The organism is Anaerotignum lactatifermentans (genome assembly GCF_016902535.1).
GTDB classification, from domain to species: domain Bacteria; phylum Bacillota; class Clostridia; order Lachnospirales; family Anaerotignaceae; genus Anaerotignum; species Anaerotignum lactatifermentans_A.
Window position 1 is genome coordinate 103048 of record NZ_JACSNY010000006.1, and the last position, 26813, is coordinate 129860.

At 49.7% G+C, this 26813-nt stretch carries 14 protein-coding genes and 1 pseudogene; 6 read left to right on the forward strand and 9 right to left on the reverse strand.

Features of this window, described 5'->3' with window-relative positions:
- Nucleotides 1–20: 20 nt before the first annotated feature.
- From thiF to H9X84_RS13285, 3 genes and pseudogenes are all read right to left on the reverse strand, one after another.
- The gene (gene thiF / locus H9X84_RS06495; protein ID WP_205133498.1) at nt 21–665 is read right to left on the reverse strand and encodes a sulfur carrier protein ThiS adenylyltransferase ThiF; all 645 of its coding nucleotides are present in this window, start codon (nt 663–665) and stop codon (nt 21–23) included.
- Nucleotide 666: 1 nt separating this feature from the next.
- Nucleotides 667–861: a sulfur carrier protein ThiS gene (thiS, locus tag H9X84_RS06500; RefSeq protein WP_205133499.1), complete on the reverse strand. Its 195-nt coding sequence runs from the start codon at nt 859–861 to the stop codon at nt 667–669.
- A gap of 172 nt (nt 862–1033) precedes the next feature.
- Nucleotides 1034–1969 (reverse strand): annotated as a pseudogene (locus H9X84_RS13285) (collagen-like protein); the annotation flags it as partial.
- Nucleotides 1970–2415: 446 nt separating this feature from the next.
- On the opposite strand from H9X84_RS13285, the gene H9X84_RS06510 reads away from it, so the two are divergent.
- The 6 genes from H9X84_RS06510 (at nt 2416) to H9X84_RS06535 (ending at nt 12145) form a co-directional block, all read left to right on the forward strand.
- On the forward strand, nt 2416–2772 hold the full coding sequence (locus H9X84_RS06510; protein WP_205133501.1) for a NifB/NifX family molybdenum-iron cluster-binding protein: 357 nt from the start codon (nt 2416–2418) through the stop codon (nt 2770–2772).
- Entirely contained in the window at nt 2769–3608 is an 840-nt protein-coding gene (locus H9X84_RS06515) for a 4Fe-4S binding protein (protein WP_205133502.1), read from the forward strand. The genes H9X84_RS06510 and H9X84_RS06515 overlap by 4 nt, the downstream gene beginning before the upstream one ends.
- A complete protein-coding gene (locus H9X84_RS06520) occupies nt 3605–4474 on the forward strand; it encodes a 4Fe-4S binding protein (protein WP_205133503.1) in 870 nt (289 codons plus the stop codon). The genes H9X84_RS06515 and H9X84_RS06520 overlap by 4 nt, the downstream gene beginning before the upstream one ends.
- A 24-nt stretch (nt 4475–4498) precedes the next feature.
- Nucleotides 4499–4858, forward strand: a complete 360-nt coding sequence (locus H9X84_RS06525; RefSeq protein ID WP_205133504.1) for a NifB/NifX family molybdenum-iron cluster-binding protein — start codon at nt 4499–4501, stop codon at nt 4856–4858.
- A gap of 625 nt (nt 4859–5483) precedes the next feature.
- Nucleotides 5484–9581 carry an EAL domain-containing protein gene (locus H9X84_RS06530; protein WP_205133505.1) on the forward strand — a complete coding sequence of 1366 codons (4098 nt, stop codon included), beginning with the start codon at nt 5484–5486 and terminating at the stop codon, nt 9579–9581.
- Nucleotides 9582–9601: 20 nt separating this feature from the next.
- Nucleotides 9602–12145 (forward strand): CheR family methyltransferase, encoded by a 2544-nt coding sequence (locus H9X84_RS06535; RefSeq protein WP_205133506.1) that lies wholly within the window; start codon nt 9602–9604, stop codon nt 12143–12145.
- A gap of 264 nt (nt 12146–12409) precedes the next feature.
- On the opposite strand, the gene H9X84_RS06540 is transcribed toward H9X84_RS06535, so the two are convergent.
- The 6 genes from H9X84_RS06540 to H9X84_RS06565 all read right to left on the reverse strand — a co-directional run bounded on the left by H9X84_RS06540 (nt 12410) and on the right by H9X84_RS06565 (nt 26241).
- Nucleotides 12410–21229: an InlB B-repeat-containing protein gene (locus tag H9X84_RS06540; protein WP_205142728.1), complete on the reverse strand. Its 8820-nt coding sequence runs from the start codon at nt 21227–21229 to the stop codon at nt 12410–12412.
- Complete coding sequence (locus tag H9X84_RS06545; RefSeq protein ID WP_205133508.1) at nt 21226–21702, reverse strand: hypothetical protein; 477 nt, start codon at nt 21700–21702, stop codon at nt 21226–21228. Before H9X84_RS06545 ends, H9X84_RS06540 begins: the two co-directional genes overlap by 4 nt.
- A complete protein-coding gene (locus H9X84_RS06550; RefSeq protein WP_205133509.1) occupies nt 21680–22576 on the reverse strand; it encodes a LysR family transcriptional regulator in 897 nt (298 codons plus the stop codon). Before H9X84_RS06550 ends, H9X84_RS06545 begins: the two co-directional genes overlap by 23 nt.
- Nucleotides 22577–22689: 113 nt before the next feature.
- Nucleotides 22690–24051: a Na+/H+ antiporter NhaC family protein gene (locus H9X84_RS06555; RefSeq protein ID WP_205133510.1), complete on the reverse strand. Its 1362-nt coding sequence runs from the start codon at nt 24049–24051 to the stop codon at nt 22690–22692.
- A 24-nt stretch (nt 24052–24075) separates the two neighbouring features.
- A complete protein-coding gene (locus H9X84_RS06560) occupies nt 24076–25065 on the reverse strand; it encodes a 4-hydroxy-2-oxovalerate aldolase (RefSeq protein WP_205133511.1) in 990 nt (329 codons plus the stop codon).
- 12 nt (nt 25066–25077) lie between these two features.
- The gene (locus H9X84_RS06565) at nt 25078–26241 is read right to left on the reverse strand and encodes a pyridoxal phosphate-dependent aminotransferase (RefSeq protein ID WP_205133512.1); all 1164 of its coding nucleotides are present in this window, start codon (nt 26239–26241) and stop codon (nt 25078–25080) included.
- Between the last annotated feature and the right edge of the window lie 572 nt (nt 26242–26813).

A 26813-nucleotide genomic window follows, 5' to 3' on the forward strand; every position in this document is an offset into this window, starting at 1 on the left:
TTCTCATCCTCCATATTCTTTTAATCCTCTTTAATTCCTGCCTGTGCGGCAATGAGCCGCAGCACCTGATTTGCCTGCATCCCGGCGCAGACCGCCACTCTGGGTGCCATCAGCCCCATGCCTCTGCCTACATCTGTTTTGCCGTCACCGCAGACATACAGCCTGTCCATGATCTTCCGGGTATGGATCTCGTTGGCGTCACCATAGCCCGCCATGCCGTTGCCGGAAACAATAACGGTATCAGGGCATTGGCACAGCAGCGTATTGACCAGCATCGCCTTGTTTTCCGGCCGGTCGAAGGCCTCACAAACAATGGGATAACCGCCGAACAGTTCCGCCGCGTTTTCCTCCGTCACCATACCATTCCATGTCTGAATCTCCAGGTAGGGCTGTATCTCCCGCAGGAGGGCTGTCAGCGCCTGTGTTTTGGGCTGTCCCAGATGGGAAATGCCATAGGCCTGCCGGTTCAGATTGGTGATCTCCACTCGGTCGAAATCCACCAAAAACAGATGCCCCACGCCGGAACGAGCCAGCATCACGGCAATATGGGAACCCAGTCCTCCCAGACCGGCCACCGCCACCCGGGCCGATGCCACCGCCTGATGAAATTCCTTTGGAAAGCGAGCGTCAAAGGCCGCCTCCATTTCTTCCCTCGTGGGCCGCATCTCAGCCACCTCCTACAAAACGCACGATTTCCACTACATCGCCGTCCTCCAGCAGGACCTCGCCGTAAGTGGCCCGGGGAACAATCTCACGATTCCGCTCCACCGCCACATAAGCCGTCTTGTATCCCGCTTCCTCCAGATACTCCGCTACGGTTTTCCCTGCGGCATTTACCTGTTCGCCATTGATGGTCACCATGTCCGTCTCACCTCCTGATTTTCTGTGAAAACAAAAAAGAGCGTCACGAAAGATCACACCCGAGGTGGTGTGCCCCTTCGTGACGCTCTTCGCGCTCACTCATGGGTACAGTATATCCCTTTTGCATAAAAATGTCAAGCCGCTGTCCGAAAACAGACAGCGGCCGTCCTCCTCAGTCCCGTACCAGTTTCAGCGCCGTCAGGTTCACCGCGCAGTCCGTCAATCTTCCGGAACCGTTATAGGTAAGGAAAAACTCCGTTCCGTCCGGCGTATTCAAAATCAGGAAAGAAGAACCTACTGCGCTGGAACCATTGGCATTGGTGGCAAAGTAGATCCCCGTCTCCAAATGAGGCGCGCCATTATAATAGGGCGTCACCTGCATATAATTGGGCGAAGAGAAAATACCGGAGACCTTAAAGGAAATCAGATAATATCCGGGGGCAAAGGAGATTCTGTACAAATCCAGCGGAACGATCTGGCCTGTGGTATCCGACACATCCGGATACGCGGGAACCTGCTGGCCGCTGTTCAATACAAACTGAAGATTTGCGAAGGAAGCAAAGGATTCCTCCGGAAGCGCGCCCGTAGGTCCCGTAGGACCCGCGGCGCCGTCCGCTCCCGTGGCCCCTGTCGGCCCAGCTGGACCATCTGCCCCCGTAGGGCCAGTGGCTCCCGCAGGGCCGGCGTCACCCGTAGGCCCTGTGATTCCCGTGGGGCCGGTGGCACCTGTTGCGCCGGTTATTCCTGTGGGGCCGGTGGCACCTGTTGGCCCGGTCATTCCCGTAGCACCGGTGGCGCCTGTCGCTCCTGTACTTCCGTCGGCTCCGGTAGGACCGGTCGCCCCTGCCCCCGGTCCTGCCGGGCCGGGAGGCCCCGTTGCCCCTGTCGCTCCCGTTGCTCCCGTAGGGCCGGTATCTCCCAGAGGCCCTTTTTCTCCATTGGGCCCCGTGGCACCTGTTGCGCCTGTACTTCCCGCCGGTCCCGCTGCTCCATCCGGACCGGTGTTTCCTGTTGGTCCTGTAGGGCCAGTGGTACCGGCAGGGCCCTCTGCCCCCGTAGGCCCTCTGGCTCCTGTCACGCCTGCCGGACAGCAGATCCGCACGCAGCAGGGCGGCGGGAATGGCCTGCACACCGGCGGAAATGGATATCCTGATTCTTTGGGATACATGAACCATCCCGCCTTTCTGACACATTTCTCTTTCCATACTATGCCTCCGGCATGGCCAACGGCACTGTTTTTTCCATATTTTCATTCCCTTTCCTGTTCCTGAAACAAAACAGGAACTTCCCCCCGTGATTATTGACATATGTCGATAACAGAGGTATACTCACCTTAGAAATAAATGGCATATGCCAAAAATAATATCAACTGTAAAGCAGACTCCCCATAAGAAAACAACTGTATTTTTGATCTCTTGATTTCTAAAGGGGGCTGTGATGGCTGTCTTTCTAAGAAAACGATTCCAATAAAAATTGTGCTGCCTGCATCCGCTTGGTTACAGGATTCCATAATCGTTATTTTCTTAGGAATGTGCCCCTAAAGGAGGAATTTCCATGATGATTGCTGTCCCTTTGGACGAAAATAAAAAGGATGTCTGCGTCTCCTTCGGCAGAGCGCCCTATGTCCTTTTTTATGACACGGAAACTAAAAAGCAGGAGATCTGCGAAAACCCTGCCGCGCAGGCTCAAGGCGGCGCAGGGCTGAAAGCTGCTCAGTTTTTGGTGGACCACAAAGTCAATGTCCTCATTACCATTCGCTGCGGTCAAAACGCCGCCGAAGTGCTGCAGGCCGCTGAAATGTCCATTTATGAGGCACAGGGCACTGACGCAGAGACAAATCTGGCTGCCTATGCGGAGGGGAAACTGGAGCCATTGAGCCATTTTCACGCCGGTTTCCACGGAAAAGCATGAGGCTGGCAGTATTAAGCGGCAAAGGCGGCACCGGAAAAACCTTTGTTTCCGTCAATCTGGCCGCCGCGGCGAAAAAAGCCGTCTATATCGACTGCGATGTAGAGGAACCCAACGGCAGGTTATTTTTCCGGCCCCAGCAAGTTTCCTCCGCAGAGGTACATACCCTGCTGCCCGTCTTTGACGGGAGTAAATGTGACGGCTGCAAAAAATGTGTGGAGTTCTGCCGCTTCCACGCTCTCGTTTATATCAAGGAAAAACCCATGATCTTCCCGGATGTCTGCCATTCCTGCGGCGGCTGCGCCCTGGTCTGCCCCCAGCAGGCCGTTTCAGAGGAAAAACGGTCCGTAGGCGTCATTGAGACGGGCGCCAGCGAAAATGTTGCCGTTGTGACGGGGATATTGAATATGGGAGAAGCCTCCGCAGTACCCGTGATCCGGGAGGCCCTGCGCAAAGGCTATGAAAATGAGGACCTGACAGTCATCGACTGTCCTCCCGGCAGCAGCTGTTCCGTCATGGAAAGCGTTTCCGCCGCGGACTATGCCGTTTTTGTGGCGGAGCCTACGGCCTTTGGATTCCACAATTTCCAGATGGTCTATGAATTGGTGCGGCTGCTGAAAAAGCCCTGCGGCGTCATCCTCAACAAAGCTGACGGGCCTTATCCTCCGCTGGAGGATTTCTGTAAAAAAGAAAATATCCCTCTGCTTCACGTTTTTCCTTTCTCAGAGGAACTGGCGGCGCTGGGCGCGGAAGGAAAAATCGCCGTGCGGGAAAATGAAACACTGAAACAAACCTTCCAGAATATACTCAAAAAGATCGGCGGTGAAGACAGTTTATGAAAAAATTACTGATTCTCAGCGGAAAAGGCGGCACCGGAAAAACCACTACCACCGCTTCCTTTATCCGATTTTCCCAGGCGCAGGTCTTTGCTGACTGTGATGTGGACGCCCCCAATCTCCATCTTGTTTCCCATGTGGAGGGAAACCCTGCCGTTTCCGATTATTACGGCTCTGAAAAGGCATGGATCGACCCCCAAAAATGTCTGGGCTGCGGCATCTGCGCCGACGCCTGCCGGTTCCATGCCATCCATGAAACAGACGGCGTTTATCAGGCCGACGAATATGCCTGCGAGGGCTGCGGTGTCTGCACCGCGGTTTGTCCTTATGGGGCAGCCAGTCTGAAAGAGGACAAAGCCGGTTCTCTGTTTCTCTACGATGGCAATCCCGTATTTTCCAGCGCCAAGCTGAAAATGGGCAGAGGAAATTCCGGAAAACTGGTTTCCGCTGTGAAATCCGCCATGACAGAGGCGGCGCCTCCCGCGGAACTGGCCATTATCGATGGCTCGCCGGGGATCGGCTGTCCTGTCATCTCTTCCATCAGCGGCGTGGATCTGGTACTGATCGTAACGGAGCCATCCCTGTCGGGACTCCACGACTTAAAGCGCATTGTGGAGACGGCCTCTATTTTCCGGGCCAAAACAGCAGTCTGCGTCAATAAGTATGATCTCAGCCCGGAAAAAACGGCGGAGATCGAAGCCTACTGTCAGGAAGAAGAAATCCCCTTCCTGGGGCGGGTTCCCTATGACCCCAGCGCATCCAGAGCCATCAATGAAGGCCTTCCTCTGTCGGAAATAGACTGCCCCGCCAGAGACGCGCTTTATGAAGTTTATCGCAAAACCATGTCCCTTTTGGACATCCAACCATAATATATCAAAAAAGGAGAATGTCATATGAAAATCGCAGTAGCATCCATGGGTACAGAAGTAGCGGGCCATTTCGGTCATTGTGAGGCCTTCCGTATCTACGACACAGATCAGAACTCCATCCTTGCGGAAACCGTCGTTGCCAATCCCGGCCACAGACCCGGCTTCCTGCCAAATTTCCTGGGCGATATGGGCGTAAATGTCATTATTGCCGGCGGAATGGGCGGCGGCGCCATTGAAATCTTCAACGAAAGAAATATTGAAGTCATCGTCGGCGCGGAAGGCAACGCAAAAACCGCTGTGGAAAGCTATCTGAAAGGGGAACTTCATTCCACCGGTTCTGTTTGCCATGAGCACCAGCACGCGGGGGAATGCGGCAACCACTGATTCTTTCAGCAACAAAAACCGAAGGGGTTTCCCTTTCCGGGTATCCCTTCGGTTTTCTTTTTCTCTTTGTAATACCCTTCCTATGCCTGTCTTTGTGGGTCAATCCCGCCGTTTTCACATGAAAAACCAAAAAAACTACATGATTATACCAAAAATTATCCGGCATATCCTTCCGGAAACGTACATTCTCTTTGTTGAAAAAAGTATCTCTTCTGTTTCATTCCTGTATTTCTCCGTTATCCTGTATACGGGATACAATACTTCACCGCTTCCGTTCCGGCTCTTTTCTTCTGTTTTCCATGTTTTTTCAGAATGAATAAATATTCTCAATGTACCCGCAAACTCTTGTTTTTTTCCAAATACAATGCTATATTATAGATGTATTTTTATCGCCAAAATTTGACGCGCGGCAAAAAACAGAATGCGCTCAGTACAGAAAAACAAGGACACCGGAAACGGCCTCCCTCGATTCTTCTTTTTTGGGGATGCGGCTTTTTCTTTTTGTGCCAAAAAAATTTTCTGCCGTTTGCCGCGGCGCATACACATTTTTTCCGGTTCGACAGCATCAGCGTCATCAGGGGCATAGCCGGAAAAACCATTGATCCACTGGGGAGGGAAACAATCTATGACAGAGAACAATCAGATAAAACCCATCTCCCCTGCTCTGCGGCACCAGTTTGAAGAGCTTCGGGAGAGGGCATCCAAAGACGCGCTTTCCGGCCTTCTGAATCGCGGCACCATGGAAACATATATCCAGCAAAGACTCAGCAGCATGAAACAAGGCGACGTCTGCGCGTTGTTTATCATTGATATGGATAATTTCAAACAGGTCAATGACACATTGGGACATCAGGCCGGCGATGAGGCCATTCGCCGCTCCGCGCGGATTCTTTCCAGTCTGTTTCGGGCCAAGGATATTGTTGGCCGTCTGGGCGGCGATGAATTTATTGTTTTTTTGTCTGGTCAATTCTCTGAAAAACTGGTCCGCAAAAAAGCGCAGGAGATCTGCGAGCAGATGCAGATGGTATTGGGCGGCACCCCCAGTGTCACTCTGACGGCCAGTGTAGGAGGATATATTGCTTCCGGCAGCGGTCTGCATTTTGACAATCTCTATCAATCGGCGGACCTGGCTCTGTATAAAGCCAAAAAAAATGGAAAAAACTGCTTTTTTATCAAATACGGCGCCACAGTCTCCGCAAGTGCCGCAGAGGATCACCTTCCTGTCAATACCATTTCCCTCAGCAGTCTGCTGGAGCATATGGACAGCGGTGTAGCTTTGGTGGAAATGGGCGAAGCACCCCAGCTGATATATGTCAGTCCCAGCTTCTGCCGGATTTTGGGCGCAGACCCCCAGAATTATCTTCTGCCCCAGCCCCTTTCTTCTCTGGTGCATCCCGATGACTGGGTGGCTCTGGAGCAGGCGCTGCGCGACGGAGTTATGAAAAACATTTCCACGGAATATACCAACCGTGTTTCCGCTGACGGCGAAACATGGCTGTGGTGGCATGTTCGCGCCACAAAAATCGACTATAACAATCCCTATCCCGTTTTGCTGGTCACGGCAACGGATATCTCCAGTTTCAAAGAAAACGAACAGCGACTGCAGGCTGTCAACGAACGGCTGCAAAGCGCTTTTGAACAGACGACCCAGGGAATGTGGGAGGTAAATTTGACTTCCCGCACCGTAACGCTCTTTGGATACTTCCACGCAGACGATCCCTCCCAGGTCATGCAGGAGCCCTTCCCTGATTTTCTTATCACCAACGGCGTGGTTCATCCCAACTCCGTACCTCGTTTTCAGGAATTCGCGGAGGATTTGCTCAACGGCAGAACACAGGGCTATGGCAATTTTATTTTACAGTATCAGGATACGGACTGTTATGGATGGGCAGCCCTTTCCTACCGTATGCTCTATGATGACGCGGGCCGGGCTGTAAAAGCTGTCGGCATCATCGAAAAACTGCCCACGGAATTCGCCGGTCAGGAACCCAAAACAAACCTGTCCCTCTTCTTTCCCGCCGCCTTATCTCCTTATATGATCTCAGGATTACAGGCTAATCTGACCATGGATACGGTCCAGGAATTCTGGCTGGAGGGAAAAGACCTTACGGCACAGGCAATGGAACACAACTGCAGCGATCTTCTGCGTAAAGGCGAAGAAAAGATTTTCCGCAGTGATGACAAACAGGCGCTGTCCCGATTTTTTAACAAAGAACAGCTCATCGCCCTGTATGGCCAGAAGGAGCAGTGGATCAGTCTGAAATACAGAAGGATAGACGGCGGCGGCAATATCCGCTGGGTAAATCACATCATCCATCTGTTTCAGGACCCCCTGACCCATGACATCTATTTATTTGCCTGCCTTATGCAGTACGACCAGCGCAACCACTGGGAAACAGAGCTGGGGATCAATCCGGTATATGACCAGATCACCGGTTTGTATGACCGGGCTACGACCCGGGCCATGATCGAATTTCAAATCCGCAAAGGCGGAACCTATCCCTGCGCCATGGCAATGATCCAGCTGGGCGGAATGGAGCAGCTTTACACAGAACACGGCTCCGCCATGAATCAGCTGCGTCATGACCTGACGGTGGCCCTTTCCTCCGCATTGGGTCCTGCCTGTATCGTCGGGCAGTACAGCCGATCTCAGCTGCTGGTATTTTTCCCGGCTATGACTTCTCCGGAAATCATAAAACAGCAGCTGGAGGATGCGTTCTCCTTCGTACGTATGGCTCTGGCAGACAAAGAGGATCTGCGGTCCATGCGCTTTGTCGCAGGCATCGTCTGCGCCTCCATGGAAAAAGCAGACTATCCCGCTATGGTAACACAGGCAATTCAGCTTTGCCAGCTTTGGCATAATATGGCATCGGATACAGTCACATTTTCTCAGGAAAATGACGACTGGGGATGGAATGAGCTTCAATTCTCCTCCAAAGACGATCAGGTAACTCTGGGACGGACAGAAATGGACCGCCCCCTTTCCGAACCGGAAAAGGATGTGGCCCTGCAATGTGTTTCCGCCATGCTTACCTCTAACTCTTTGGAATCCTCTATCCACAGTGTCCTGAATTATATTGGCAACTACTATCAGGCGGATCGGGTCTATGTTCTGGCACTGGCGGAAAACCGCCATGTAGTTACGATGCCCTTTGAATGGACCAGCCCCAGAAAGCCCAGTATCCAACAGGCTGTTTCCGGCATGCTTGTGGAACGTTTTCCTATTTTAAAACGGTGTCTGGAGGAGCGTCTGCCGCTTTTCCTTACCAGAAGCACGCCGCTTTCATCCAGAAACGCCTCTTCCACTTTGAATGAATGGCATTTTACAGTTCTTCCTTTTTTGGAAAAGGATGTGGTAATCGGCTTTTTATGTATTGAAAATCCTAAAGTACATCCTATGGATGCCGCACTGTTCACCACCCTGATCCCTTACATCGTAGGAGAACAGAATCGCTTCCATACAAGGATACAGATACCGGGAGACGCTTCCAGTGTATTTTTAAGCGAAATGCCTAATCTGCAGGCGTATATGAATGTGATCTACTCCCTGAATTCAGACAGTTATAGTTCTTTGGGCGCCATTTGTCTGGACATTCCTAATTTGTCCTCCATCAACAGCACCCAGGGATTTGAATATGGCAGCAAATTGCTGTGGTACGTTTCCAAAACGCTGGCGGATATCTTTGGTCATTCCTTTATTTTCCGTACCTGGGACGCGGAATTTGTAGCCCTGTGCCCGGATATTACCAGACAGGTCTTCCTCGGTCGTTGCACCCGTCTGCGCTCCGCTTTGCAGCGGCGTTATCCCAAGGATCTGCGGATCGGACACAGTTGGTCTGACGGCATCTTCGACGGAAAGACGCTGGTCAACGAAGCACGGGCCATTATGCGCTGCGCGCCTGTGGAAGACACGCCAAAGCTGCGCTCGGCCCTTCTTCAGGAAGGGCTGGAAAACGTAGCGGACGCGGTGCGCCTGGGCCGCTTTACTATTTTTCTCCAGCCTAAGATTCATATGATTACAGGTGAGCTCCTGGGAGCGGAAGCGCTGGTGCGTGGACTGGATGAAGCGGGCAATCTGATTACCCCGGACCGCTTTATCGGGGAAATGGAGAAAAACGGCGATATCCGCGCGCTGGATCTTTTCGTACTGAATCAGACACTATCCACCATGGACCGCTGGAGAAGAGAAGGACGTCCCGCCACACGGATCTCCGTCAATTTTTCCCGCTTCACCCTTTTCGATCCTACCGTTCTGGCCTCTGTGCTGGCTATCCAGAGCCGGTACACCCAGCTGCCGCAGGATCTGCTGGAACTGGAAGTCACAGAACACGGGATCAACGTGGAAAGCCAGTCTCTGTCGGATATCATAGACCGCTTCCGTGAGCTTGGCATCCGTTTTGCCTTGGATGACTTCGGTTCCGCATACTCTAATCTTTCTATCTTTACTAACGTAAAATTCGATTGCGTAAAACTGGACCGCAGCCTGATCTCTCAGCTGGCGGATAACCCCCGCGGCCGGATGCTGGTCAGAGACCTGGTAGATATCTGCCACAGCAGCAATATGCTTTGTGTGGCCGAAGGTGTGGAAACACAGGCCCAGATCTCCATTTTGACTGACGCGGGCTGTGCCTGTGCCCAGGGCTTTTTCTTTGACCGGCCCATGCCGGTGCAGCAATTTGAAGAAAAATATCTCCGCCCCATCCAAAAGGATCGCGGCATTTGATTTGGTTAGGAGGCTTATCTATGACAAAGGAAAAAGAACCCCAGAACGAAAAAAAACGAACCCAGGAGCCGCTGATTATTGGTATCGGCGCCTCTGCCGGCGGTGTGGAAGCGCTGCAGCAGTTTTTCAGCTGTATGCCTAATCACAGCGGGCTGTCTTTTGTAGTCGTTCAGCATCTGTCTCCCAACTACAAAAGCCTTATGGCGGATATTCTGGGCAAGCATACGGAAATGGCTGTAATACAGGCCGCCAATGAAATGCAGGTAGAGGCGGATACGGTTTATCTGATCCCTCCCAAAAAATTTATGACCATACAGGATGGAAAGCTGATTCTGGCGGACTATGCCGCCGGCAGCCTAAATCATCCTATTGATATGTTCTTTACTTCTCTGGCCAAAGAAAAACGGGAGCATGCCATCGTCGCTGTGCTTTCCGGTACCGGTTCCGACGGAACCAATGGTGTCAAAGCGGTCAAGGAATACGGTGGTCTGGTCATTGCTCAGGACCCGGATACAGCCAAGTTCGATGGTATGCCCAAAAGCGTCATCCAGACGGGACTGGCGGACTTCATCCTCTCTCCCGAGGAAGCGGCGGATGAGATTCTCAATTTTTCCCAGACTCCCCTGCTGCTGCGCACACCCAGAATCGACGGTCCCGCTGACGAAGAGGCAATCTTCTCCGAAGAAGAAACCCTCTCCCATATTTACATCATATTGAAAAACGCCAGCGGAATTGACTTTACCTATTACAAGCGTTCCACCATTCTGCGGCGCATTGAGCGGCGGATGCTGGTCACTCATACCGCTACACTGGCGGAGTTTGCCAGATTGCTGGGAAATAACAATGACGAGGTCAATATCCTCATCAAAGAGATCCTGATCGGCGTAACAAACTTTTTCCGTGACGCGCCTTTCTTTGAAAAACTGAAATACAACGCGATTTACAAAATCATCGAACGCACCCGGGAGGATGAGCCCATCCGGGTATGGAGCGTTGGCTGTTCCACCGGGGAAGAGGCTTACTCCATCGCCATTCTCTTCCAGGAAGCACTGGAAGAGCTTCAGGTAAAGCGGGATATCAAGATCTTTGCCACAGACGTGGATAGCCGTGCCATCGAGCAGGCCAGCAAAGGCATCTATTCGGAAAATATTATTGATGATATTACACCGGACCGTCTTTCCCGGTTCTTTATCAAGCAGAACGATCAATACCATATCTCCAAACAGATCCGCAGGATGATCGTATTTGCTCCCCACAATATGTTCTCCGATCCCCCCTTTGGCAAGCTGGATATGATTAGCTGCCGAAACGTGATGATCTATTTCCAGCCGGTACTGCGCCGGGGATTATTTGCTATTTTCCACTCCGCTTTGAAAAACAACGGCTATCTCTTTTTAGGGAAAAGCGAAACTGCCAGCGAATACGCTAATTTATTCAAACCCATCTGCGGACCGGAAAAAATATATCTTCACAAAGGCGAGGGCAAGGTGGAGGATCTGACGCCGCCCACCTTCAATATCCCTAATATTCAGGCTATTTCCATGCGCAGTTCCTATTCCATGGGCAGTCCCCAGGAAGACCGGAATAAGGAAATCGCCTACACCAAATTCCTGGAAGCCTTTCTGCCGGCATCCGTTGTACTGGATGAAAATGATTGTGTAGTCCATTTCTTCGGAAATTATGCCGATTACTTTACCCTGGCTCCCGGAAAGGCAACCCTGAATTTCTTCAGTATGCTCAATAAGGATCTGACGCTGGTAGCCTCTACGGCGCTGAGCCGGTGCCATGTGGAAAAAATCCCAGTGACCTATACGGATATTGCCGTAGACTGTCCTTCCGGTCGGAAAATCATTGATCTGATGGTTCAGCCCATCCCCGCCGCCCCCGGCGAGGAAAGCACACTGACAGCGGTACTGTTCCTGGAGCGGCGGCATCCGGAAACGGAAGGCATTACAGAAAAATATGAGATCGACGCCACCGCCGCCCGGCGTATCGCCGATCTGGAACGGGAATTCCAGGTATCCCAGAGAGACCTGCGCGCTACCATCCAGCGTCTGGAAACCGTCAACGGCGAATTGCAGGCCGCCAACGAAGAACTGCTGACAGCAAATGAAGAACTGCAAAGCTCCACAGAAGAACTGCAGTCCGTCAACGAAGAGCTTTATACCGTCAATACAGAGCATCAGCTGAAGCTGGACGAGCTGACTATGATGACAAACGACCTGTCTAACTTCCTGTCTTCCACAATGATCGGCATCCTTTTTGTAGACAGCAAGCTGAATATCCGTAAATTTACCGAATACGTGGGACGGGAATTCCAGCTGATGGAACACGATATTGGCCGGCCCATCCAGATTTTCGCCCATAGCTTCCCTGATGAGGAAATCGAGCGGGACGCCAATACAGTACTGAAGGATCTTGTTTCCATCGACCGGGAAGTAACGGCTCTCAACGGCCGGTGCTATACACTGCGTATCGCCCCTTACCGCACCACGGAAAACAGCATCCGCGGTCTGGTCATTACCATCATTGACAGTCTGGGCACAGCACCAAAAAACAAATAAAATCCTATAAAAAATAGGACGCGGTGCGTCAGCCCCATCTTCAGAAGAGAACAAAAAATGCCGGAATCCTTTTTATTACAAGGATTCCGGCATTTTTTACTGGAGCCGTTTTCTTATGGGGAACCTGCTTTCACACACCGCTTTTTTATATCCCCACCGCCGCCCGTTCCCTGATAAAAACTCTATCCCATAAAAAGGGCAGTGAGAATAAATCTCACTGCCTTAAACATCTTTTTTGCATAAGCCTCTTTAGGAACTAAGCTTTTATCCTTCTATCTTCTCGCAGAAGTTCAGAAGCATTGTCGCCGCTTCAGCTCTGGTGGCTCCGCCCTTCGGCGCCAGTGTACCATCGTCGTTGCCATGGATAATTTCCATATCCACCGCCCAATTCAGCGCTTCTCTGGCATAAGCGGAGACCTGTCCATAGTCTCGATAGTCTTCCGCCGCGTCACTCGAGTAGTCCGTATCATAACCAAAGGCTTTCGCGTAGTGATACAGCATCACAGCCAGCTGTTCTCTGGTAATAGGATCATTGGGTCCAAAGGCGCCGTTTCCATAGCCGCTGGCAACCTCTTTTTCCACAGCCCATACCACAGCGTTTCTGTAATATGCTTCCTCGGATACATCCGTAAAAGGATTTTCGCCTTCCACGGCCGGAGAACCTGCCAGACGATACAAAATCGCCACGATCATGGCTCTGGATGTGGTTTCCTCCGGGCTGAATGTGGCAGTGCCGGTGCCCGCCATCAGACCATTTTCCAGACAATAATGCACGCCGTCATGGTACCAGGCGTTCAGATCCACATCGAAAAAATCCGCCATAGGACAGCTTTCATCCCGAGGACAATCCGGCGTCTCAACAACAGGCTGGAAGGTGGCTTTGATGGTCACCGTTCCATCAGGCTGTTCATAGGAATAAGTACCGTCCTCACGCAGGGTAAGCTCTACGGTCTTGCCGTCAGCATCGGTCACTGCGATTTCTTCCAGCGTATAGCCTTCTTCGGGAATCAGTGTAAGAATCACCGTATCTCCCTTTTTCGGCTGTTCCGGCTGGATCGAAACGGAGCCATGCGCGGTCTCTTCCACACGGATCGTTTCTGTCACAGCAGCCGCTTCTTCGCTGTTATCATGTTTTTTCGGTTTTTCCTGATACCCGATGGCATAGGTGGAGAAGCACTTGACATACAGCGTCAATACGGTCTTGTCACTGTTGACCGTAAAGTATTCTCCCAGATCCGCGCTGGGGGTCGTGGTCAGCACCTGCGCATCCTCCTCATGGACCCGGTAAACGGAGTAGCTGTTCTTGCCCTGCATATCCACAGGCAGCGGCAGCAGAATCTCCAGCAATACATTGGACTGGGAAATATTTCCGCTGGCATCTTCTTTTTTGTCGCCATTTTGGTCAAAGACCTCTTTTTCCAGTGTGTAATCTATCACCAGACCCAGGATATCCCTGCTGTTCTTTTCCGCCTCGATTTTTTCCAAATCAGCGGAAACATCTTCCTGCTGTTTCGTTTCCGCCGCAAAGGTGATCTCCACCTTGCCGCCTGCGTCTACTGTTTTTTGATCGTCTTTTGTATAGACATTCGTATCGGTATTCTCAAATATCCTGTCCAGATTGCCTACGACCATATCCGGGCTGCCGGGGGCCACTTCCACAATGGAGTTGGTCGCGCCCTTAGGCAGAACGGCCTCACAGGTCTTATCCTCGCTTGAAATCTCTACCTTTTTGGTAACGGTGCGTTCGTCCTTGGTAACCACCAGATTATAAATGCCGGGAACCAGTTTTTCAAATTCAAAACTGCCGCCCTCTTTTGTGGTAACCTCACCGAGCTTGTTGGCGCCCAGCCATAGGCTGACAACGGCGCCGGAAACCATCGGTGTATCAGTACCTTCCGTTTCCTCTGTAACAGTGCCGCGTACTTCAAACACAGATTGCCACTGGGCGGTAAAGGTCACATTTCCATATGGCATGGTGAACGAATCGCCGGGCTGGTAGATCTTCCCGTTATAGAGCCATCCCATAAAGAGTGCATTTTGCTTGGTAAATCCACATTCCGGCAAAGTCAGCGTACTGCCTCCGGCGCCCTGCATTCCAGCCATACTGTCGCCAGCCTCTGCAAAGTTCACCGTGTATAATACCGGCGGAACTTCGGAAATCAGGAAGGTGCCTACCTGTTTTTCACTGCTGCCGTCCGGGTGCCGGTAATTGCTGTCGTCCGGGAATGTTACCCAGACCTCATAGCTGCCCGGCTCTGTGGGACTGCTTACCTTATTGCCGTCTTTGTCCTTATAGATGACCTCATAATCCGACTCGTTTAAGCCAGGCGCGCTGATGGTCGGCAGAATAACCTCGCCCTCGACAGCGGCATTATTTGTCACCGTAATGACCACTGATTTTTTCTGGATCTTCAAAGTTGCCGTATTGTTTTTCAGCGTATAGTTGCCCGCATCTTCGCCTTCCAAAACCGCGGTTACAAGATGTTCTCCGGCGCTTTCCAGAACGCCGTCTACCCGGGCCGTAACATCATCTCCCGCTTCTGTGCCGGACAGTGTCGCCGTCACAGGTTCCTTCTCGCCGTATACCTGTTCCAGTCCCGACCAGGTGGCCGTAATGGTTTTCTTCTCTATGGAAACAGTCACTTCATTGCTGGTGCTTTCCTTTTTCTGCACTCCGTCCGCGGCTGTGATGACCACATGATATGTGCCGCTTTGGGATACATCAGAAAGTATCAGTGCATAATCACTTTCATCGGCAATGGGCGTCGTACTGTCATTTTTGTACCACTGGTAGGTGTATGTCATGCCGTCGGCGGTATGGTTATGGGCCGCCGTCAGAGTGATGGATTCACCATAGATGGCGCTGGTCTTGTCCGCCGTTACTGTTACCGCAAATTCCGCCAGCGTCCACTGGGCAATGTATGTTTTGTCGCCAGTGGTTCCCTGAGATATGGTGACGGTTTCCTTCGGTTCTGTACTTCCTTCCTCTGTCCACCCAGCAAAGACATAACCCGTCTTTGTAGGGTTGTGCAGAGAAAAGGTCTCCGTTTCCACCGTATAGGATGCGGGATTGCTTTCTCCCTCCACGAGGCTGCCGCCATCCAAGTCATAGGTAATGGTATAAGACACCAGATTCCATTTCGCCGTAAGGGTCATATTTTCTGTAACCGTATTACTCTCAAAATCCCATTTTTTACCATCCAGATACCAGCCATCCAGCTCATAGCCGGTTCTGCTGGTTTCGGGAGCGATGATGGCTGTCCCATAAACGGAGACTTTGACATCCTCCACCTCTGTTCCTCCAGCAGTGTTAAATGTGACCGTCAATGTACCAGTACCATCCAGAATCGTTACCGTGGTTTCCTCGCTGTAAAATTGATCCGCTGTTGCCTGATAACGAACAGAAACCGCCGTTCCCGCCGGAAGGTTCGTCAGCGTTGCCGGGCCGGATTCCCAAGCTCCGCCATCTACGCGGTACTCCATGCCTTCCAAAATGCCGGAAACTGTACCGTCGCTCTTATTTTGAATGGTTTCGTCTGTTTTTGTGATCCCATCAGGAGCATCAGGGCGGTTGGGAATCGTGATTGTAGTCCAAGGAGAAGGCGCTAGCACATCGCTTTCCGTTCTGCGGATATAAAGGGTATCGCCGGGGGCGATTTTTGCCCCGTCTGTCAGTTTTGTACCGCCTGTCTGCTGGGTATAAATCTCATATCCATCCTGAATGGAAATGTTTTCATTTTGATAATCTATGGTATAGCCTTCCTTCTCACCCGGCGCATTCTGAGCCGCCTTTTCAATGGTCACAGTAATCACGCCGCTGGTGGTCTGGGCCGTTTCCTGATTATCCTGTCTTTGGGCGGTAACCACACAGTAATAGTAGTGATCGCCGACCATAGTATCCTCCGGGATGGGATAAGACGGGCTTGTGGCTCCGGAAATCATCGTTCCGTCAACAGCGCTGTTTGTGGTATTGCTGTACCATTGATAGCTGTAGGTATACCCTGCCGTTTCCGCAACTTCAACAGAAACGGTGCCATCCTTCGTGCCGTAAGACTGTGTGACGTCATTGCCTTTTGTAACTACCGGCGCCGCTGCTGCTTCCGCTGTCCACCGGGCTGTCAGGGTAATGTTCTCCTCTACGGAAGAAGCAAAATCCCACGCTGTTTCGTCCTTGTACCAGCCGTCAAAGATATAGCCTGTTCTTACTGGTTTGCCGGGGTCTACGGCGTTGTTCCCAGCCACTGCCAGCTGTGCAGGGAATGACTGACCCTCTCCCGCAAATGTCACGGAATATACCGTAATAGAATCTGTCCCCTCATTTCCGGCGGTATCCTTCGCGGTCACCGTATAAGTTCCAGCGGCATTGACCTCAAAGCTGCCGGAATAGATGCCAGCTTCTTCCAGCTTCGGTGTAATCGCCGAACCATTGACTGTCATGGTTGGCATACTTCCCATTTCCACCACCGATACATAAACCGTCAGCGTCCCGGTGGTATTTAAGGCGGAAGGACTCAGCCGCACCTCCGGCGCGATCAGATCCTGCTGTATCTCCACTGTCATAGGATCACTGGTCACCACATGGCCCGCTTCATCCCGGACAATGATCGTATATGTGCCGCTTTCCCGGAAGGTCAGACTGCCGCTGACATTGTCCGCGGGAAGGCTCACGCCCTCCTCCAGCTCAAATCCATCGGGCAGCTGTACAGATACGATATCCGAGCCGCCTTTTGTGATGGTGTATTCATAAGTAACCCCGTCGCCGGAGTCGCCTTTCTTAACCACCGTGATCGTTGGTTGGGACAAATTCACAGTATATGTATTTGAAGTATCGCTTGCTGTGTTCCCGACAGCATCCATAACGGTAACATGCAGAGTCCAGCTTCCCGCGCCCGGTGTTGCGGTTTGGTAAACGCCGCTTTCGTCTGTGGGCGTTAGAACTGCCTCTGTTCCATCCTGCCACTGGCCTGTCACCGTCTGGATGCCGGATTGGGCATCAGATACCCGAACGGTCAGGGTCACATTTTCAATATGCGCCGTATTGTCCAGATCGGAAATCTCCACTGTGGGAGCAATATTGTCGATTTTAGATACATTGACTGCCTGCGTAATGGTTTCCTCTCCGCTGGTCAATGTAAAGGTATAAATACCATTTTCCATGGCCGTATAGGAATCCCCTGTGACCACGTTCTCTGTGCCATCCGGTGTTTTTACCTCCACCGTGGCAGTGGACGGGCTTTTCTTTATATTGACCATCCGGGATGCAGTCCAATTTTCATTATCCGCCGTCACCGTCAGGCTGGGCAGCTGTACTGTCTCGCCTCCCGCATCCAAATTGATGGAACTGCAGCCATAGACAGTAACGCCGTCGCCATTGGTGGCTCTGGCGTAAAGATACCATGTACCGCTGGTCTGTCTGGTGGAAACTGTCGCATTGGCTGTATCTGTCAGCATCTGCCAGCCAACCACTTTGCTGCTGTCTGTTTCCGTACTCCATACATATTCCAGTTTGCCCGCGTTGGCGGCGGTAATGGTCGCTGTGAGGGTGCCGTCGGTGTTGTTGATGGCACTAACATTTACTGTGGGCGCGTCGGCACCGTTGCCCAGCTGGGCACCGCTGTTACCATCACTTACGGTACCGCTGGTGTCTGTGCCGGTATCCTCGGCCATATCCTTTATATCAGAAGCATTTTTGATAGCCGTTACCGTCAGGTTTCCGCTGGCCGTATTCGTTACCGTGCCGTTAAAATACAGTACGTTGGTATCCGCACCGCCGGCATAGGCAAAGGTACCCCAGCTGGTTTCAATGGAGACATTGTTTAAATTGCTGTTGGCACTGTCTACGATCTCGTCAAATACCAGGGCCACCGTAACGCTGTCGCCGGGCAGATAGCTGCCTCCCGCCATGGGCGCTACGCCAAGGAGGGTCGGCTCTTTGGTATCCAAATATTTTAAATAATGGGTGACATTCTTTGTGGTCCACTCGTCTTTGTCATCACCGCTGGCGCCAAAGCCAACAGTCAGTTGGGTTGTATCCACCGGCAGAAGAACACAGCCATTCCCGTTGTTGGAGTCGTCCTTCCATTTTTCTTGCTTCAGGTTAGGAACACTGCCGTTGGCATTGGGGAATGTATACGCTGCATAACTTGTATTCTTGGTGCTTCCTCCATGTTCAAAAGTGGCGGCATAGACGACCGTAGTCATAGTTCCATTCCAGCTTCCCTGATAGGGATAATATCCCAAGTCGATTCCTGATCCGGGGACAATCTGGATATGCTGGTAGCCATCGTTCACCTCTTTCGCCTGGAAAGACACTTTATACTGGACATTTTGCGCCACCGCCTTCATATAATCTATATAATTTCCTGTGCCGAAGGAAATAGTCACCTTGGCATTATTGCCTTCTGTGCCATTTGTCCAGCCCATGCTAGTACCATCATAATCACCGCGGGCTGTCTCTCCGGAGGGATTTACACTCGTTTGATAAGTATTAAATAAACCTCGGTCTATGGTCTTGTTCGCATCCTTCGTCATTTCTCTGACTGCGGTTCCGCTCGCGATAGTTGCCCCGCCGGTCACACGGTAAATCTCAAAGGAATAGGTGCGGTCGGCGTTAGCGTAGGCAGTGGCGGCGTTGTTATCGTATACACTGGATACGCTGTATTCCGTAACCGTAACAGTCTTTACTGTCTCCCCATCTTTAAAGGTCACACTGTCCGCCTGATGCGCAAAGTGCGTCCCGCCCACAGCGGAACCATTGACGGTGCGGTAATATACTGTCTGTTCCCCATCTGCGCCGTCTCTGGAAATGGTAAATGTGGAGGTATTTCCCTCTGTTTTGGTATAAGCAACAGAAAACTTTCCGTAGTCAGGATTTCCGATACCAAAGCTGCCGCTCTGGGCGCCGTAAACCACCGTGCCATCGCTGGTTTTTGCGTAGGCCCGGGCATAGTAGCTGATTCCATAGGTCAGCTGGTCTTTGTCGATCAGCGCTGTCATGCTGCCGCCTTTGGTATTTACAACAGAGCCGGTCGTTGCCTTACCGTCATTCATATTCAGCGTAGGATTTTGCAGCGCGCCATAGACAAAGCCCGTCTCCGTAAAAGTCAGGCCGCCGGTATACTGCATCGTTGCGGAAAGGGAAAAATCCTCCCCCTGGTCTGTCACCGTTGCCGCAGTCAGCGCCGCCGGTCTTGTCTGCACCGTCACCTTCAGTGTAGCCTGCTCTGTATCTGTACCATCAGTCGCTGTATAAACAACAGAATATTCCCCCGGCGTATCCGCAGAGATACTTTCGGGCGAAAGGGTCACTGTGCCGTAGCTGGCCTGAATATAGCTCTTTAACTTCGTTTCGTCTAAATCGGCGTCATCCTCCATGACAGAAACACTGTCTGTGGTAAGCCGCACATAGGGTTTCGGAACAATCGTCACACTCTGGCTCTTAATGTCGGAAATACCGCCCTCCTCTGTCGTAGACCAGTAGGTAAAGGCAGTTTCTCCTTCGGGCAGCTCCGGCACCTCTATTTCTATGGAAAAACTGCCGTCTGGCTGTACCTCTCCTGTATATTCCCACCCGCCGATGCTTACGGTAACGCTGTCAGCGACAGGCGTTCCGGAAACAGCGCCGGAAATAGATACCTTCTGCCCCACTTTCCAGATAGACTCTGTATCAATATTCAGTGTAGGGGCCTGCGGCGCCTCCGGCAGATCGCCCGCGCCGATAAGCACATAACGGCTCCATGTCTGGCCGGGCGCTATGGTGCCGCTCCAGGACCACGCCATGCCGCTGTCGCCGCTGTAGGAGCTTAAACTATCCTGATTCACAAACATATTTTCATATGCCTTGTAATAGTTGCCAAACCACAGCGTATCGCAGTCGGGGGCTACCAGACTGAATTTATAATCATTCAACGGATTGCCGTCCATGGACAGCCCCGTCCCCGTCGGCTTCACTTCCGCCCGGTCATTATTGTCGATCATGACATCGGCACTGGAGCCGATCTGAAACTTCTGTGTGGCAGAGCCATTATTTTTCACGGTATATGTAATCTTTACATATCTGCCGCCATAGGCCAGATCCAGCGTGGTCTTTGCCGTCAGAGAGCTTCCCACAGAGGTATCGCCCAGCTGATAGGGGATATCCACTTTACTGCCCCCATTGACAGAAATGGCGGTACGATATCCTTTGTCGCGATAGGTAGTCTTAAAGGTTTCTCCCCCATCTACCCCCTGGATATCGAAACGATTCCCGCTTTGATAATACCGGATGTGATCACTTCTGTCCACCAACGTGCCGCTTGAAAAAGTATTCGCCATCAGCATAGGCCGTTCCATAACAGAAGGGTCATAGGCAAATTCCTCACTGGTCACAGACTGGTCTCCCAGCGTAACAACACAGCGAAAGCCATAAGAAACAAAATCCTCTTTGGAAAGGATCAGGCTGGGGCCGTCTCCTTCCCACTGAGACCAAAAGCCGAAAATACAACTCTCCCATGCATAACTGTCCCACTCTCCTTCTACTGTCAGCACCATATCGCTACTGTTCTCCTCATCCAGAGGCGCAGCCATCAATGCGGGAGTTTCCAACTCCTCGAGCATTTCTTCTTCCTCAATTTCCTCAACAGGTGCTTCTGTTGCCGGTTCGATTCCTTCTGTTTCCGGTTCGGTTCCTTCTGTTTCCGGTTCGGTTCCTTCTGTTTCCGGTTCCGTTTCTTCTGTTTCCGGCTCCGTTCCTTCTGTTCCCGGCTCCGTTCCTTCTGTTCCTGGTTCCGTTTCTTCTGTTCCCGGTTCCGCTCCTTCTGTGTTCGGTTCCGTTTCTTCTGTTTCCGGCTCCGTTCCTTCTGTTCCCGGTTCCGCTCCTTCTGTTCCCGGTTCCGCTCCTTCAATTCCCGAAACCGCGCAGGGACAGCCATCCTCATGAAGGATTACGCCATTCTCGTCAGGCAGTGCGCCGCAGGTACACTGCGCCGTCTCCGTGACAGTATTCTCATTTTCCCAGACGTCCCCCTCCACGGCGCCAGCCGGTACCGGCAGCAGCGAAAATACCAAAGACAGTATCACGCACCAGTTCAAAATTGATTTTTTCATAGCCATTCCTCCTTGGAGCAACCACTCTCCATACTTTTCAGTCTTCTGACACAGCACCGCATGAAAACGGCCTGTCTCATACAAGAAAATAAAGCAGCAACCCTGCCGCCAAATACTTTGATTGATCCATCCCGCCATTGGATCTGCCCCAAGCCCTCCAATGGTCCTGCTTTCGGAAAATCGGTTCCGCTCAGCTTTTGGATGCGCCACGCAGCAAAACCTCCCCGTTTGCGCTTACGTTGACCGGGATTCATCCTTATTTTACAACTTTCTTTCCGATCCAGCGAAAATTGTTTAAAATCCGATACAATCCGTGCAAAATTTGTTATTTTCCACGCAAAATCGGCATATACTGTTTCCCTCGCCTGCGGATTACCATTTCCCACGGCATAAAAAAGCGACTGATATATCAGTCGCTTTTCCTCCACACGGGTTATCTTATCCTTCCCTCTATTCTTTTTCCTCAATCCCATCCAGATATTCCTGAAATTCTTTTTCAAATACTTTGCCAAGGCTCATATTCTTTAAGCCCGTGCCTTCTCTTTGAATCATATATATTTTTCGCTCTGATGGTTCATCTTCCAATTCGTATACCTGCAGGCTCACGTACTTCGACAGAGTTTTCGCTAAACTGAGAGGACAAAGTGTCCAACCGCCAAAAGATTTCAAGTATGGAATCGCTGCATGTGGCGAATTAATATCTACACGAAAGGCATATTGATTCTGAAACCATTTTTCATGCCAACTATCAAAATTTGTAAAATGACCTCCGGTAAATCGGATTTCTTTTGAAATATCCAATTCTTTGGGATGAATTTTTTTGATTCCTTCCGGTGCTTCACAATACTCAATAACATAGATTTTTTGGCGATTGATGCATTTTCTGATAATTTCATTTCGTGTAGATTCCAAAGAGGCGAAACCATAATCGATCAGGTTATCTTCCGCCAAGTCATAAATATAAGCCGAATCACAAATCTGCATAGACAATTTTACATCTGGATGACGCTGCAAAAATTGAATGGTAAATGGTCCTACCAACTCATAATAAGAGCTTTCATTGGCTGCAATACGCAAAACCTGATTGTTCTTTTCTTTCAACAATGTCATTTCTTCATATAAGTTTTTCCATCGTTCCGCAATGAGAATAAATTCTTTTCCATAAGGGGTAAGCTGAATCATCCGCTGCCCTTTTGCTCTTTGCAGCAGTTGATAACCCAGCTCATCCTCCAAATGTTTCAAACGATTGCTGACGGTGGATTGGGACAAAAACATATTCTCAGAGGTTTTTGTGATATTTCGTGTACGAACGATTTCCAGAAAAGTTTCTATGTCTTTATACTCCATATGCTTCCTCCCTATCCTAAATACCATTTCTTATACTTAACTATATCCCAGTTTTTTCAGAAAAACAACATAAAGCCTTTGTATCTGAAATACAAAGGCTTTATAAAAAATCATTACTGTTCTGCTTTTTCAAATCGTCTGCCAAAGCCTGTCAGAATACTGAGCAGGAAGATAATCAGCAAACCCCAGCAATGGAAGTTGTAAGGCAAAATATTCAAAAATGAAAATTCAGGATTAAAGTTTTCCAGTGTAAGCACAACACCTAAACAAACATTGACAGGATTGCCATGAGGCATCAATCCTGTGGCGCCGCAAGCGACACCATCCAGAATATTGGCACCTCGACAGCGGTCGATATGGAATGTTTTTGTAATCTTACGAACCAGAGAGCCGAAAAATACGATGGCAATCCCGCTGCCCCCAGTCGCTGCAGAACCAACAGAAGCTACGATGTAACAAACAAATTCAGCACTTCTGGGAGATTTGCAGACCTTCATCAGATTTTCACCCAAAACATCAAAGGCACCGCTAGACATAAGCACAGCCAATACTTGGAACAGCAGTAAAACGTACAGCACCAGTACCATCATACCATTCATACCGGCAAAAATAGGACCATCCACAGTAAACATGGTTGCCGCTGTAATGGTTCCCAGTACCACGTTCAATACGATACCAATCACATTACATGTAATCAGAGTGCCTGTCAAATCCCATCCCTTCCGCATCATGAATACCATAATCAAAGGAAGTACCAAAAGAATCAGAGGCTTAAAGCTGGCATCTGCCAAGGCGATATGGGCCGCATCTCCAGTGCCCATACGAAGGCCCAAAACAATGAACAGAATTGCTGAAATCACCGCTGATGTAATAGCATAAGGGAGTCTTGTTCTGACAACATCTCCGATTTTCGCTTCCTGTGTCAAAGCGGAGCTGATGGTCGTATCCGAGATTGGCGCAATGTTATCCCCAAAAATGGAACCACTGATGATGGCACCACACATCAAGCCCACATCAATACCTAAACTGTGCGCCAAAGGAACCAGCACAGGCGCAACTGCCGCAATAGCACCTGTGGAAGTACCGCAGGAAGTAGAGATCAGCATACAGACTACAAAACCAACAAATGGCAGAAATCCAACATTCAAATCCAATGTAGAAACCACCAGAATCAAAGAATTGATCAAGCCGCTCTGGCGCAGCAGCTGAGAAAGAATCCCTGCCATGACAAACGCCATAATGATGGTTCCAAGCATCGGGTTAGTCAAGCCTTTCAAAGAAAGCTGACCAAAATCCTTTTTATTTTTTGTCAAGAAGAAGCCAATTGCAAGAGCAATAAAGGAAATAATACAAAATCTTTGCAAACCGCCGTTACCGGTAACCGTAGCGGCAACCATTCCCGCAATCATAAAAATAACAGGAATCCATGGTCCAAAAGAGCCTCCGTAAAATTCAAATTTTTTATTTTCTTCCATAGCCATACCTCCCATCCATCAGACTTATTTCAGTTCTTGTGCAATTTTTCTCATTAGTGTCTCGTCAGGATTTTTTCTGTTCTGTTCAGATACTTTCACGATCAAGCCATAAAGCGATACCTGTTCTTCTTTGGCAACTTTTTCAAAAATCTTAACAAAAGAAGAATGACAACCAGAAAGTCCCAAAATCAAATCCAGCGGAGAGATTGCTGTTTTATAATTGTATTTTGCCATTGCCGGAATCAGTTTATCGTCCAGATAATGCAGTAGACTATATAAATTTTCTTCTTTTCCATAACCCTTTCGCAGAAAAGATGCCATTGCCACTTCTGTAGCGCAGTTTCCGGCACTTCTTGCCATGCCTAACAGACCGCAGTCGATTTCATCCGCACCCGCTTCCACAGCTGCAAGGGCGTTTGCCTGTGCCATCCCCATGTTGCTGTGTCCATGAAAACCAACAGGAATGGATACACTTGCTTTTAACGCTTTCACATATGTACGAACTTCATCAGGAAGCATGGTTCCTGCGGAATCCATGATCGTAATAATATCCACACCGGCATCTTCCAGCACTTTTGCTTCTTTTGCTAGTTCTTCCGGAGAGCAGATATAAGCTTTCATCAAGGAATATCTACAGCAAAGCCCGGCTTCTTTCACCATTTTTACTGCCGTAACAGCCTTTGCGCCATCGCCTGCCGCTGTGCCAACTCTTAAAAACTGCAGACCATTTTCCGCAGCCATCCGCACTCTTTCTTCCGTTGCGTATCCAGCCTGCAAGAACATGCCAAGGGAGCCTTTTTTCACATAGGGCGCAACTGCCTGCATGTACTCCAAATCTGACAAAGGTGCTTCTGCACCGTTTTCGTGGGCACCCATTCCTTTTGCATTGCCTAATTCAATCTGATCGATGCCGCAATCCAAAAGAGCTTCCACCATGCTGATGGTCAATTCTTTGGAGAAACCGTTGCCAACCACATTGGCTCCATCACGTAATGTACAATCGAATAATCTCATTCCGGCACCTCCTTACTGAATCTTTTCAATGGCTACTTTGATGTTTTCCGCTGCCCTTCTCAAATCTTCTGTTGCTGTTGCAAAAGAAAAGCGCATACAGCAGATGTTTTCTTCCCCGTAAGCATTGCCCGGCATACCAACGACACCTGCATTTTCCAGCAAATATTCACAGACTTCCATAGAATTCATATTCTTCACATCAAAATATACCCAGGCATAAAAAGCTCCTTCCGGCAAATCGCATCTTACGCCTTTGATCCGATTAAGCATCCCAGTAAACATATCTCTGCGCTGCTGGTAAATCTGACGCATTTCTTCCATTTCTCTTAGACATCCAAAGGCTTCCACTGCGCCTTTCTGCAAAAATCCGCTCATGCAGGACAGGCTGTGCTGATATAATTTGTATGCCGCCTGAAATACTTCTTTGTTGGAAACCATATATCCCATACGCCATCCAGTCATAGCAACGCTTTTTGAAAAACCATTGACTGTGATCACACGATCTCGAATGGATTCTCTGGATGCCATGCTGATGTTTTTATGATCATCATAGATAATTTTTTCATAAATTTCATCAGAAAGTAAATAAATATCCGGATGAGCCAGCAGGAAATCTTCCAAAATATCCGCTTCATCTTTATGCAAAATCCGACCTGTTGGATTATTGGGGTAATTGATAATCAGCATTTTGGTTTTAGATGTATATGCCGCTTCTAATTTTTCTTTTGTAATACGATACTGGTTTTTGTAATCCAGTTTTACTTTTACACATTTTCCACCTGCTGCTTGGATGATCGGTTCATAGGATACCCAAGCCGGGTCCAGCACAATAACTTCATCTTCTGGATTCAACACCGCATTGACAGCCAGATAAATAGCATTTTTCCCGCCGGGTGTCAGAAGAATATGATTCACATCGCATACAACACCATTTTCTTCCCACATTTTTTTCTGAATGGCTTCACGCAGTTCCAAAATGCCGGGGCCCACAACATAATGGGTATTTCCTTCCAATAGGCTTTTCATAGCTGCCATGGTAATAGGAGCCGGTGTATCAAAGTCTGGTTCTCCGCCTGCCAAACTAATAATTGCCGGATTTGTTTTCTGCATTTCTTTTGCTTTTCCCATGAGTGTCACGGAGGCAGAAGGCTGCATTTGAAGTATTTTTTGATTCATACTGCTGCTCCTTTCTTTTCGCAAGTTTTTCTGTTGTTTTTATTTTAAAACAGGGAAAATTATTAGTAAAATATCAAAATTAGATGATTAATATCTATTTTTCGAATATTTTATAGTGAAACACATTGCAGATCGTATAAAAAAAGACAGCAAGGTCTTTTTTCTCGCTGTCTTTTCAAAATTCCTATGTCATCTGTCCAAAGGGCATTTTTCAGTGCCAAAAAAACGGGCGTTTTTCCCACCGAAAAACCCCCGTTTTTTTGTCCTCAAACCACAACTGGTCAGTATTTTTGCTTCGCAAAAACGGCTTCGCCGCCGGATTTCTTTCCGGTACATATCAGTATTTTTGCTTCGCAAAAACGGCTTCGCCGCCGGATTTCTTTCCGGTACGCATTGTGGTTTCACCCTCATTTTACGCTTCTTCACCACAACGTGTCATCAGTATCACCAATTCCACATGTAAAGAAGCATTTATCCGCATGAACGCATGGCGGGAATTCCCCTTGGTGTGGCTATATATCCTATCAAGTTTCTATTTCCATATTGCAAAAAAACTTGTATTTTCCTTTCAA

Coding starts and splice junctions, on each gene's coding strand:
- thiF (WP_205133498.1), bottom strand. CDS start 665: ATGCGGCCCACGAGGGAAGAAATGGAGGCGGCCTTTGACGCTCGCTTT.
- thiS (WP_205133499.1), bottom strand. CDS start 861: ATGGTGACCATCAATGGCGAACAGGTAAATGCCGCAGGGAAAACCGTA.
- H9X84_RS06510 (WP_205133501.1), top strand. CDS start 2,416: ATGATGATTGCTGTCCCTTTGGACGAAAATAAAAAGGATGTCTGCGTC.
- H9X84_RS06515 (WP_205133502.1), top strand. CDS start 2,769: ATGAGGCTGGCAGTATTAAGCGGCAAAGGCGGCACCGGAAAAACCTTT.
- H9X84_RS06520 (WP_205133503.1), top strand. CDS start 3,605: ATGAAAAAATTACTGATTCTCAGCGGAAAAGGCGGCACCGGAAAAACC.
- H9X84_RS06525 (WP_205133504.1), top strand. CDS start 4,499: ATGAAAATCGCAGTAGCATCCATGGGTACAGAAGTAGCGGGCCATTTC.
- H9X84_RS06530 (WP_205133505.1), top strand. CDS start 5,484: ATGACAGAGAACAATCAGATAAAACCCATCTCCCCTGCTCTGCGGCAC.
- H9X84_RS06535 (WP_205133506.1), top strand. CDS start 9,602: ATGACAAAGGAAAAAGAACCCCAGAACGAAAAAAAACGAACCCAGGAG.
- H9X84_RS06540 (WP_205142728.1), bottom strand. CDS start 21,229: ATGAAAAAATCAATTTTGAACTGGTGCGTGATACTGTCTTTGGTATTT.
- H9X84_RS06545 (WP_205133508.1), bottom strand. CDS start 21,702: ATGGGATTGAGGAAAAAGAATAGAGGGAAGGATAAGATAACCCGTGTG.
- H9X84_RS06550 (WP_205133509.1), bottom strand. CDS start 22,576: ATGGAGTATAAAGACATAGAAACTTTTCTGGAAATCGTTCGTACACGA.
- H9X84_RS06555 (WP_205133510.1), bottom strand. CDS start 24,051: ATGGAAGAAAATAAAAAATTTGAATTTTACGGAGGCTCTTTTGGACCA.
- H9X84_RS06560 (WP_205133511.1), bottom strand. CDS start 25,065: ATGAGATTATTCGATTGTACATTACGTGATGGAGCCAATGTGGTTGGC.
- H9X84_RS06565 (WP_205133512.1), bottom strand. CDS start 26,241: ATGAATCAAAAAATACTTCAAATGCAGCCTTCTGCCTCCGTGACACTC.